The organism is Streptomyces sp. NPDC088354, from assembly GCF_044753585.1.
In the GTDB taxonomy this organism is placed as follows: domain Bacteria; phylum Actinomycetota; class Actinomycetes; order Streptomycetales; family Streptomycetaceae; genus Actinacidiphila.
Genome location: NZ_JBIVNJ010000005.1, coordinates 375,336 through 386,839, shown reverse-complemented (window position 1 = coordinate 386,839; position 11,504 = coordinate 375,336). Strand labels below are relative to the sequence as shown.

The following is an 11,504-nucleotide window of genomic DNA, read 5'->3' as shown; positions in this document are numbered from 1 at the left end:
CCCCGGCGAGCACCAGGCCGCCACCCTGTCGACCCTCATCGACGAGGTCGTCGCCTGGAGCCGCGCCCTGGCCCCCCTGCGCGGCTGACCACCGCGCACCCGCCGCCGGACGGTACCGCCGGTCCCGTCCGGCGGTGCCCCGGCGGTCCCGTACGGGCGGACGGTCGGTCGCCGAACGTACTCCGGCGTACCAGTCGCCTCATCGGTTCCGTGCGTGTAGACATAGCCCTATGGCGGGCCCCATCGACCAGCAGGCCTCGCGAAAACCGCCGGCCCGGGGCCTGCGCGTTCTGCTGGCCGGACGCAGTGTCGCCGGTCAGGTGTTCCTGCTGCAGGTCGTGGTCGTGCTCCTGCTGGTCGCCGCCGCGGTGGTCGAACTGCTCGTCCAGGCGCAGCACGACAGCCGGCTGGAAGTGGGCCACCGCTCGGTGGCCGTGGCCACCGCCTTCGCCAGCGCCCCAGGGGTCGCCCAGGCGCTGACGTCGCCGGACCCCTCGGCGGCCCTCCAGCCGCGGGCCGAGGAGGCCCGCAAACGCTCCGGTGTGGACTTCATCGTCGTGACCGACACCGAGGGGACCCGGTACACCCATCCCGTACCGGACCGCATCGGCGAGAAGTTCGTCGGCGACATCGGCCCCGCGCTGCACGGAGAGGTGGTGACGGAGACCGTCACCGGCACCCTCGGGCCGCTCATCCAGGCGAACGTGCCGGTGTTCGACGCGCAGGGCAAGGTCGTCGGCATCGTGTCCGCGGGCATCACGATCGCCAAGGTCAGCGGGGTGGTCAACCACATGCTGCCCATCCTGCTGGGCAGCGCGGCCGTGGCGATGGCGCTCGCCATGGGCGGCACCTGGCTGATCAGCAGACGGCTGCTGCGCCAGACCGGCGGCCTCGGGCCGCTGGAGATGACCCGCATGTACGAGCACCACGACGCGGTGCTGCACGCGGTCCGCGAGGGCGTCCTCATCTTCGACGGGGACGGCCGGCTGCAGCTCGCCAACGACGAGGCGCGGCGGCTGCTCCGGCTGCCCGCGGACTCCGAGGGCCGGTTGGTCGGCGACCTCGGCCTGGACGAGCGGGCCCACGAGCTGCTGTCCTCGGGCCGGACCGTGACGGACGAGGTGCTGCCGGCCGGCGACCGCCTCCTGGTGCTGAACAACCGGCCCACCGACCGCAACGGCGGCCCGCCCGGCTCCGTGGCCACCCTGCGCGACGCCACCGAGCTGCGCGCCCTGTCCGGCCGCGCCGAGACGGCCAGGACCCGGCTGCGGCTGCTGTACGACGCGAGCGTGGCGATCGGCACCACGCTGGACGTCACCCGCACCGCGGAGGAGCTCGCGGAGATCGCCGTCCCGCGCTTCGCCGACTACGTCACCGTGGACCTGGCCGAACCGGTGCTGCACGGCGAGGAGCCGCTGCGGCCCGGCCCGGCGGTGACGATGCGCCGGGTGGCGGTGAACGGGGTCCGCCCGGACCCGCCGCTGGGCCCGGAGGGGCACCCGGTGGTGGTCGAGCCGTCGAGTCCGCAGGCCGCCGGGCTGGTTACCGGCCGGGCGGTCCTGGAACCGTGCCTCCCGGACTCCCCGCGCTGGCAGCGGCAGGACCCGGAGCGCAACGCCAAGATCATCTCCTTCGGCATCCACTCCCTGATCTGCGCGCCGCTGAGCGCACGCGGCGTGCTGCTCGGCATGGTCAACTTCTGGCGTTCCCAGGAGACCCTGCCCTTCGACGAGGAGGACCTGTCGCTGGCCGAGGAGCTGGCGGCACGCGCGGCGGTGTGCATCGACAACGCCCGACGGTTCACCCGCGAGCACACCATGGCGGAGACCCTGCAACGCAGTCTGCTGCCGCAGAAACTTCCCCGGCTGAACGCGATCGACGCGGCCTACCGCTACCTGCCCGCGCAGGCGGGGGTGAGCGGCGACTGGTTCGACGTGCTCGCCCTGCCCGGGGCCCGGGTCGCCCTGGTGGTGGGGGACGTGGTGGGCCACGGCCTGCACGCGGCGGCCACGATGGGGCGGCTGCGCACGGCGGTGCACAACTTCACCGCCCTGGACCTGCCCCCCGACGAGCTGCTGAGCCACCTGGACGAACTGGTCGGCCGGATGGACCAGCCCGACGCGCTCCCCGAAGCGGACGCGGACGCGGACCCGGACGCCGCCTCCGGCGCCGGGCCCGGTGGCACCGGTGCCGTGGTCTCCGGCGCCACCTGCCTCTACGCGGTCTACGACCCGGTCTCCGGGGTGTGCACCCTGGCCCGCGCCGGGCATCTGCTGCCCGCCGTCGTGCGTCCCGACGGCGCGGTGGAGTTCCCCGAACTGCCCCAGGCACCGCCGCTGGGCCTCGGCGGGATGCCCTTCACGGCGGTGGAGCTGGCGCTGCCCGAGGGCAGCACCCTGGTCCTGTACACCGACGGACTCGTCGAGGACCGCGAGCGCGACGTCGACGAGGGCCTGGAGCAGCTGCGCGGGGTGCTGGCCGAGCGGCCGGGCCGGGACCCCGAGGCGATCTGCCGTGACGTGCTGGACGCGATGCTGCCGTCCGATCCCGAGGACGACATCGCCCTGCTCGTCGCCCGGACCCGGGTGCTGGACGGCGACCGGGTCGCCGAGTGGGACGTGCCCGGCGACCCGGCGGCGGTCTCCGGTGTCAGGGCGTCGGTGGCACGGCAACTGGCGGCCTGGGGTCTGGAGGAGCTCTCCTTCACCACCGAGCTGCTGCTGAGCGAGCTGATCACCAACGCCATCCGCTACGGGGCCGAGCCCATCCACGTCCGGCTGATCCTGGACCGCGCCCTCATCTGCGAGGTCTCCGACGCCGGCAGCACCGCGCCGCACCTGCGGTACGCGGCCACCACGGACGAGGGCGGCCGGGGGCTCTTCCTCGTCGCCCAGTTCGCCGAACGCTGGGGGACCCGCTACACCGCCCAGGGCAAGGTCATCTGGGCGGAGCAGGCACTCGCGCCGGTCACGCCGCCGGAGTGACGGGCACCGCCGGCACGGTGTCGTCGCGGTGGATGGGCGTGTGCGCCCCGGTCAGGGGCACACCGGAGCCGCCACGCCGGTGGGCGACGATCTCGGCGGCGATGGACAGCGCGGTCTCCTCCGGGGTGCGGGCGCCGAGGTCGAGCCCGATGGGGCTGTGCAGCCGGGCGAGTTCCTCCTCCCTCAGGCCCGTCGCGCGCAGCCGCTCCAGACGCTGCTCATGGGTGCGGCGGGAGCCCATGGCACCGACGTACCCGACCGGCAGCCGCAGGGCGCGCTCCAGCAGCGGCACGTCGAACTTGGCGTCGTGGGTGAGCACGCAGACCACGGTGCGACCGTCGACCGGGGTCCGGTCGAGGTAGCGGTGCGGCCAGTCGACGACCACCTCGTCCGCGTCGGGGAAGCGGCGCGCGGTCGCGAAGACCGGACGGGCGTCGCAGACCGTCACGGTGTACCCCAGGAACCTGCCGACCCGCACCAGGGCGGCGGCGAAGTCCACGGCGCCGAACACCAGCATGCGCGGCGGCGGGACGGCGGACTCGACCAGCAGCGTCACCGGTTCGCCGCAGCGGCTGCCGTCCGCGCCGATGTACGCGGCGGCGGTGCGTCCGGCGTCCAGCAGCGCGTGGGCCTCGGCGGCCGCGGTGCGGTCCAGGCGCGGGTCGCCGAGGGTGCCCTCGTACGCCCCGCCGGGGCGCACGAGCAGTCCCCTGCCCAGCAGCGCGGCCGGGCCCCGTACGACCCTGGCCAGCGCGGCCGCGTCGCCCGCGACGGCAGCGGCCAGCGCCGCGGCGTAATGCGGCTCGGCGCCCGGGTCGATCCGCTGGACGAGGACGTCGATGACGCCTCCGCAGGTCAGGCCGACGGCGAAGGCGTCGTCGTCGGCGTAGCCGAAGCGCTGGAGCACCGGATCGCCGGACTCCAGCACCTCCCGGCACAACTCGTAGACGGCCCCTTCGACGCAGCCGCCGGACACACTGCCGACGGCGGCGCCCCCAGCGTCGACGGCCAGGGCGGCGCCGGGCTGCCGCGGGGCGCTGCCGCCGACCGCGACGACGGTCGCGACGGCGAACGGCCTGCCCTGCCCGGCCCAGTGGTGCAGTTCGGCGGCGATGTCCAGCATGGCGGAGGCTCCTTGACCCTGTGTCACATCCCGGTGAGGTGCTCGGGCCGTACCGGAACGCGCTTGAGGGGCAGTCCGGTCGCCGCGCGGATGGCGGCGACGACGGCCGGGGTGGAGGACAGGGTGGGCGCCTCGCCGGCGCCGCGCAGCCCGTACGGGGCGTGGTGGTCGGCGAGTTCGAGCACGTCGACGGGGATGGGCGGCGTGTCGAGGATGGTGGGGATCAGGTAGTCCGTGAAGGACGGGTTCCGCACCTCGGCCCGGTCGGAGACGATGATCTCCTCCATGACGGCCAGGCCCAGGCCCTGGGTCGTGCCGCCCTGGATCTGGCCGACGACCGACAGCGGGTTCAGTGCCTTGCCGACATCCTGGGCGCAGGCCAGTTCCACGACCTTCACCAGCCCCAGTTCGGTGTCGACCTCCACGACCGCGCGGTGCGCGGCGAAGGAGTACTGGACGTGACCGGAGCCCTGACCGGTGCGCAGGTCGAACGGCTCGGTCGGGCGGTGCCGCCACTCCAGCTCGATGTCGACGGCCTCGTCGCCGAGGACCTCGGCCAGCGGGGCCAGCACCTCGCCGCCGTCGGTGACCACCTTGCCGCTCTCCAGGAGCAGTTCGGCGTTGGCCCAGGCCGGGTGGTACGTCCCGAACCTGGCCCGGCCCCGCTCCAGGACGCGCTCGCGCACGGCCTCGCAGGCGTGCCGGACCGCGCCGCCGGTGACGTAGGTCTGCCGGGAGGCGGACGTCGAACCGGCCGAACCCACCCGGGTGTCGGCCGGTTCGATGGTGACCTGGGTGACGCCGAGCTCGGTGCGGGCGATCTGCGCGTGCACCGTGATCCCGCCCTGGCCGACCTCGGCCATCGCGGTGTGCACGGTCGCGACGGCCTCGCCGCCGACGACCTCCAGCCGGACCCGGGCGGTGGAGTAGTCGTCGAAGCCCTCGGAGAACCCGACGTTCTTGATGCCGACCGCGTAGCCCACGCCGCGCACGACGCCCTCGCCGTGCGTGGTGTTGGACAGCCCGCCCGGCAGGGCGCGCACGTCGACCGCGCCGCCCGCGCCCTGCCACTGCGCCTTCGGCGGCATCGGCATCGCCTTGACGCGGCGCAGGAGTTCGGCGACCGGCGCCGGGGAGTCCACGACCTGACCGGTGGGCATGACCGCACCCTGCGACATGGCGTTGAGCTGCCGGAACTCGACCGGGTCCATGTCGAGTGCGGCGGCCAGCCGGTCCATCTGCGCCTCGTAGGCGAAGCACGCCTGGACGGCGCCGAAGCCGCGCATGGCGCCGCAGGGCGGGTTGTTGGTGTACAGCGCGATCGCCTCGATGTCCACGTCGTCGATGACGTACGGGCCGGCGCCCAGCGACGCGGCGTTGCCGACGACAGCCGGGGAGGAGGAGGCGTAGGCGCCGCCGTCGAGCACGATCCGGCACTTCATGTGGGTGATCCGGCCGTCGCGGGTGGCGCCGTGCTCGTAGTGGAGTTTCGCCGGGTGCCGGTGGACGTGGCCGAAGAAGGACTCGAAGCGGTTGTAGACCATCTTCACGGGCTTGCCGGTGCGCAGCGCCAGCAGGCAGGCGTGGATCTGCATCGACAGGTCCTCGCGCCCGCCGAAGGCGCCGCCCACTCCGGAGAGCGTCATGCGCACCTTGTCCTCCGGCAGCCCGAGGACCGGGGCGATCTGGCGGAGGTCGGCGTGCAGCCACTGGGTGGCGATGTACAGGTCCACGCCGCCGTCCTCGGCCGGGACGGCGAGTCCCGACTCTGGGCCGAGGAAGGCCTGGTCCTGCATACCGACCTCGTAGTCGCCGGTGACGACGACGTCGGCGCGCCGGGCCGCCTCCTCGGCGTTCCCGCGCACGATCGGCTGCCGGTGCACGATGTTGGGGTGCGGGACGTGGCCGACGTGGTGGTCGGTGCGGCCCTCGTGCAGGAGGGGCGCGTCCGGTGCGGTCGCCGTGGCCTCGTCCACCACGACGGGCAACGGCCGGTACTCGACGCGGATCTTCGCGGCGGCGCGGCGTGCGGTCTCCGGATGGTCGGCGGCCACCAGGGCCACCGGCTCGCCCTGGTGGCGGACCCGGCCGTGGGCGAGGACGGGGGTGTCCCGGATCTCCAGCCCGTAGTGCCTCACCCGGGTCGGCAGGTCCTCGTAGGTGAGGACCGCGTACACGCCGGGCTGCGCGAGGGCGGCGGAGATGTCGATGGCGACGATCTCGGCGTGCGCGTGCGGGCTGCGGAGCGTGTGCCCCCACAGCATGTCCTCGTGCCACAGGTCCGAGGCGTAGGCGAACTCGCCGGTGGTCTTGAGCAGGCCGTCGGGGCGCAGCGTGGACTCGCCGACGCCGCCCTTGGTCGCACTGCCCTGGGTGGTGGGCCTCGGGGTACGGGTCACGCCCATCGCGGTCAGTCCTCCGCCCCGGTGCGGGCGGCCGCGAGGCGGACCGCGTCGAGGATCTTCTCGTAGCCGGTGCAGCGGCACAGGTTGCCGGACAGCGCCTCGCGGATGTCGGCGTCGGTGGGCCGGGCGTTGTGCTCCAGCAGTTCGTCGGCGGCGACCAGCAGGCCGGGGGTGCAGAAGCCGCACTGCACGGCGCCGGCGTCGAGGAACGCCTGCTGGACGGGCGACAGTACGGTGTCCGCGTCGCCGGGGTGGGCCTGCCACTGCTGGGCGGTGTCCAGGCCGGTGCCGCCGGCGGGGGCGCCGGCCTCGCGCTCCTTGGCGTACTGAGCCAGCCCCTCGACGGTGACGACGTCCCGGTCCTGCACCTGTCCGGCGGCGACCAGGCAGGCGCACACCGGGACACCGTCCAGGCGGACCGTGCACGAGCCGCACTCGCCCTGCTCGCAGGCGTTCTTGGAGCCGGGCAGGCCCATCCGCTCGCGCAGGACGTACAGCAGGCTCTCGCCCTCCCAGACGTCGTCGGCCTCCTGGCGGCGGCCGTTGACGGTGAAGGTCACGCGCATCGGGGGCCCTCCTTCCCTCCGCGGGCGCTGCCGCGGTACTCGTCCCACGTCCAGCCGAGGGTGCGGCGGGCCATGACGGTCAGTGCGTGGCGCCGGTAGGCGGCGCTGCCGCGTACGTCGTCGATGGGGCTCGCACAGGCGGCCACCAGCTCGGCGAACTGCCGGGCCACGGAGGGCGTGATGATCCGGCCGTTGTCCCAGAATCCGCCCTCCTCCAGGGCCGCGTTCAAGAACTCCTCCGCGATGGTGGCGCGGATCGGGGTGGGCGCCGCCGATCCGATGCCGGTGCGCACCGTGCGGGTGGCGGGGTGCAGGGCGAGGCCGAAGGCGCAGACCGCGATGACCATCGCGTTGCGGGTGCCGACCTTGGAGAACTGCTGGGGGCCGTCGGCACGGTCGATGTGGACGGCGCGGATCAGCTCGTCCGGGGCGAGCGCGTTGCGCTTCACACCGGTGTAGAACTCCTCGACCGGGATCATCCGGGTGCCGCGCACCGACACGGCCTCGACCTCGGCGCCGGCGGCCAGCAGCGCCGGGTGCGCGTCGCCGGCCGGGGAGGCGGCGCCGAGGTTGCCCCCGACGCTGCCGCGGTTGCGGATCTGGGGGGAGCCGACGGTGTGGGCGGCCAGGGCCAGGCCCGGCAGCTGCGGCCGCAGGTGCTCCATGATGCGGGAGTAGGGAACGGAGGCGCCCAGCCGCACGGTGCTCTCCCCCACCTCCCACTCCTCGAGCTCGGCCACGCGGTTCAGGTCGAGCAGGACATCGGGGCGGCGCCGGTCGAAGTTGATCTCGACCATCACGTCGGTACCCCCCGCGATGGGCACGGCCGAGGGACGCTCCGCCTTCGCGGCGAGCGCCTCCTCCCAGCTCGCGGGACGCAGGAAGTCCATGCGGTGCTCTCTTCTCGTCGAGGATCGGGATGGCTCGTCCACATCTCCTGTTCACGCGATGTGACTCAGTACACTTCCAGGCACCCGTCCGGGTGCAGTCACCGAACACATGAAGCACTTGGCTGGTCGGTAGGCTTGCCTTGTAGATTCCTCCGAACATCGCGGACCGGAAACCTGTCGGCATCGTGGTGGCAACACCGACGCAATGCACCGGGCGCCACCCTGGTACCGCCCCGGACCGGAGGCGGACGAGACAAGGCGACGACGATGCGGCTGCGCGCACTCCTGGACACCGATGCCCTCGGCCTGCGGCTGCTCGGCGGCGAGGAGGAACTCGACCGCACCGTCCGCGGGGTGATGACCACCGACCTGAAGGACCCCAGCCGCTACCTCACCGGCGGCGAGCTCGTGCTGACCGGTCTGGCCTGGCGCCGCGAGCCCGCCGACTCCGAACGCTTCGTCCGCATCCTCACCGCGGCCGGGGTCGCGGGCCTCGCGGCGGGCGAGGCCGAGCTCGGCCCCGTCCCGGACGACCTGGTGCTGGCCTGCGCCCGGCACCGGCTGCCGCTCTTCGCGGTGGACGAGGACGTGTCGTTCGCCTCCATCACCGAGCACGTCGTACGGCAGGTCTCCACCGAGCGCGCGGGCGACCTGGCCGCCGTCGTCGAGCGGCACCGCCGGCTGATGGCCTCGGGTCCTGCGGGCGGGGGCCCGGACGCCGTCCTCGACCTGCTCGGCAGCGACCTGGACCTGCGTGCCTGGGTGCTGTCCACGACCGGGCGCCGCATCGCCGGGTCCGGGCACCCGCTGCCCGCGCCGGTCCGCGCCGAACTGGCCGGCGAGCACCTCGCCGCGTCCCGGACGGGGCGGCCCGCCCCGCACCGCGCGTACGCGGCGGGCCGCCCCTTCTCCCTCTTCCCGATCCGCAGCGGCGACCCGGCGGCCGACGTCCGGGCCACCCTGCTCTCCGACTGGTTCCTGGCCGTCGACGCCGACGCCGGCGAGTGGCCCGCCGAGCGGCTCGACCTGCTCCATGGCGTCACCCAGCTCATCTCCGTCGAACGCGAGCGCCGCGACGCCTCCCGGACCGTGCGGCGGCGGCTCGCCGCGGAGGTGATGGACCTGGTCCAGGCCGGCGCGCCCCCGTCCGAGATCGCCGCGCGGCTGCGGGTCGCCGCTCCGGTGCTCGCGCCGGGGCTCGGCGCGGCACCCCACTGGCAGATCGTCGTCGCCCGCGTCGACTGGACGGGCGGCGGCGTGCCGTCCGGGCCGGTGGCCCAGGCACTGCTGGAGGAGGCCCTCGTCGATCCCACCGCGGTCGGCTCGGACCCCGCGGACCGCATCGCCGTGGCCCACGCGGGCGACGAGGCTCTGGCACTCGTCCCGCTCTCCTCCGTCGACACCGGGGGCCCCGCGCCCGAGCTCTCCGCACAGCGGCTGCTCGGCATGCTCCGCGCCCCCCTCACCCGCGGCCTCGACGGCGACGGCCGCCTCTCCATAGGCGTCAGTGCCGCCGTCCACTCCGCCGACGGGCTGCGCGGCGCCTTGGAGGAGGCCCGTCACGCCCGCCGGGTCGCCGCCGCCCGCCCCGGCCGCGTGTGCGCCGCGGGCCACGAGGAACTGGCCTCCCACGTCCTGCTGCTGCCCTTCGTGCCCGACGACGTCCGCCGCGCCTTCACGGCCCGGCTGCTGGACCCGCTGTGGGCGTACGACCAGCGGCACCGCGCGGAGCTGATCCCCACCCTGGGGGCGTTCCTGGAATGCGACGGCTCCTGGACGCGCTGCGCGAACCGGCTGCACCTGCACGTCAACACCCTGCGCTACCGGATCGGTCGCATCGAGCAGTTGACGGGCCGTGACCTGTCCCGGCTGGAGGACAAGGTCGACTTCTTCCTCGCCCTGCGGATGAGCTGACCCCGCTCGGCCCGCTCGCGGTCAGGCCGCGCCGAGGCCGTTCAGGAGGGTCGCGGCGACGAGGTCGGCGGCCCGCGGGGGGTCCACGTCGGGGAAGCGGTGGGCGACGGAGTCGACCAGACCGTCGAGGACCGCCCGCGCCCACGCCGCGTCGACGTCCGCCCGCAGGAAGCCCTCGTCGATGGCGCGCCGGACGAAGGCGTCGAGCCGTGCGCTCTGCTCCTCGCGGCGGACGCGGGACCCGGGGTCCTTCTGCATCATGCGCCGCGTGTCGACGGGCCATTGGCGGCTGACGGGGATGATCCCCTCCAGGTAGCGGTGGAGGGCGACCTGGACCGGTGCCTCGGTCAGACGGGCCTCGTCCAGCACGCGTTCCGCGGAGTCGAGCTTGGCCTGGAAGACGGCGCTGAGCAGGGCCTCTCGGTTGGCGAAGCGGCGGTGGACCGTCGTGCGGTCCACTCCCGCCGCCGCCGCGATGGCCGCCATGGAGGTGCCCGGGTCCTCGGCCAGGAGACGGGCCCCGGCCTGGAGCACGGCGGTCAGGTTGCGTGCGGCGTCAGCTCTCATGATCCGGCGATTCTACCGTTCGGCATCACTTGACCCGGCAAAAGTTGCCGGTGAGATGCAACACGTCTCTGTATCGCAACACTCATGTTGCGTTTCTTGGAAAACCATCTACGTTGGAGTGGCCGTCGGAGGAAGGCGGCGCGGGCGGCAGCACAGCCTCCGAGACGACATGTCGATGAAACGAGGAACGCGCAATGGCACGGACGTGGCTGATCACCGGTGGCTCGCAGGGACTGGGCAAGGCTCTGGTCCTGGCGGCGCTGGAGGCCGGCGACCAGGTCGTGGTGACCTCACGCACGCCGGAGTCCCTGGCCTGGCTGAGGGCCGAGTACCCCGGGCGCCTGGAGGCGGTGGCCCTGGACGTCACCTCCCCGTCGCAGTCCCGGGAGGTGGTGGCACGGGCCGTGGAGCGGTTCGGCGCGGTCGACGTACTGGTCAACAACGCCGGTTACGCCACCACCGGCTCGATCGAGGACTTCCCCGAGGACGAGTTCCGCGCGCAGGTGGAGGCCAACCTCTACGGCGTGGTCCATATGACCCGGGCGGTGCTGCCGGTGATGCGCCGCCGGCGGTCCGGGCACGTGGTGCAGATCTCCTCCATCGGCGGACGCGTCGGCGGCACCCCCGGCCTCAGCGCCTATCAGACGGCCAAGTTCGCCGTGGAGGGCTTCTCCGAGGTCCTCGCGGGCGAGGTGGCACCGTTCGGCGTCAGGGTCACCATCGTCGAGCCGGGCGGCATCCGCACCGGCTGGGCCGCCGGGGCCGCGAAGCCGTCCGGTCCGGTGACCCCCGACTACGAGCCGACGGTGGGCGCGTGGCTGGCCAGGTTCGCCGAGTACGCCGGCAACGAGCCCGGCGATCCGGACCGCATGGCCCGCGCGATCATCGCCGCGGTCGAGGCCGAGGAACCCCCGCGCCGGCTTCTGCTCGGCAGCGACGCCCTGGGCATCGCCATCGCCTCGGAGCAGGGCCGTCTCGCCGAGGCGCAGCGCTGGGCCGAGGTCAGCCGGTCCACGGACTGCCCCACGGGCTGACGGCAGGCCAGGACCCTGTCC

8 protein-coding genes are annotated in these 11,504 nt (G+C 74.0%); 3 read left to right on the top strand and 5 right to left on the bottom strand.

Translation table 11 applies throughout. The features are described 5' to 3' along the window. The first annotated feature begins 230 nt into the window (after positions 1–230). Positions 231–2,984, top strand: coding sequence for a SpoIIE family protein phosphatase (locus tag ACIP98_RS11745; RefSeq protein WP_401975228.1), 2,754 nt, complete (start codon positions 231–233; stop codon positions 2,982–2,984). Here ACIP98_RS11745 and ACIP98_RS11740 read toward each other — a convergent pair. Genes ACIP98_RS11740 through ACIP98_RS11725 form a run of 4 tightly spaced genes read right to left on the bottom strand, consistent with a single transcriptional unit; the run spans position 2,968 to position 7,968 of the window. Further along, the gene (locus ACIP98_RS11740; RefSeq protein WP_319658920.1) at positions 2,968–4,107 is read right to left on the bottom strand and encodes an XdhC/CoxI family protein; all 1,140 of its coding nucleotides are present in this window, start codon (positions 4,105–4,107) and stop codon (positions 2,968–2,970) included. The two genes, ACIP98_RS11745 and ACIP98_RS11740, sit on opposite strands and share 17 nt — an antisense overlap. 23 nt (positions 4,108–4,130) lie before the next feature. Continuing rightward, the gene (gene pucD / locus ACIP98_RS11735; protein WP_401975226.1) at positions 4,131–6,512 is read right to left on the bottom strand and encodes a xanthine dehydrogenase subunit D; all 2,382 of its coding nucleotides are present in this window, start codon (positions 6,510–6,512) and stop codon (positions 4,131–4,133) included. Between the two features lie 5 nt (positions 6,513–6,517). Continuing rightward, a complete protein-coding gene (locus tag ACIP98_RS11730) occupies positions 6,518–7,078 on the bottom strand; it encodes a (2Fe-2S)-binding protein (protein ID WP_319658922.1) in 561 nt (186 codons plus the stop codon). Next, complete coding sequence (locus ACIP98_RS11725) at positions 7,069–7,968, bottom strand: FAD binding domain-containing protein (protein ID WP_319658923.1); 900 nt, start codon at positions 7,966–7,968, stop codon at positions 7,069–7,071. Before ACIP98_RS11725 ends, ACIP98_RS11730 begins: the two co-directional genes overlap by 10 nt. Positions 7,969–8,235: 267 nt before the next feature. Here ACIP98_RS11725 and ACIP98_RS11720 point away from each other — a divergent pair, with 267 nt between their 5' ends. Then, positions 8,236–9,882, top strand: a complete 1,647-nt coding sequence (locus ACIP98_RS11720) for a PucR family transcriptional regulator (RefSeq protein WP_401975223.1) — start codon at positions 8,236–8,238, stop codon at positions 9,880–9,882. Positions 9,883–9,903: 21 nt separating this feature from the next. Here the strand turns inward: ACIP98_RS11720 and ACIP98_RS11715 are convergent, their stop codons facing one another. Next, on the bottom strand, positions 9,904–10,449 hold the full coding sequence (locus tag ACIP98_RS11715) for a TetR family transcriptional regulator (RefSeq protein ID WP_319658925.1): 546 nt from the start codon (positions 10,447–10,449) through the stop codon (positions 9,904–9,906). A 194-nt stretch (positions 10,450–10,643) separates the two neighbouring features. Here ACIP98_RS11715 and ACIP98_RS11710 point away from each other — a divergent pair, with 194 nt between their 5' ends. Continuing rightward, complete coding sequence (locus ACIP98_RS11710; protein WP_401975221.1) at positions 10,644–11,483, top strand: oxidoreductase; 840 nt, start codon at positions 10,644–10,646, stop codon at positions 11,481–11,483. Positions 11,484–11,504: the final 21 nt, after the last annotated feature.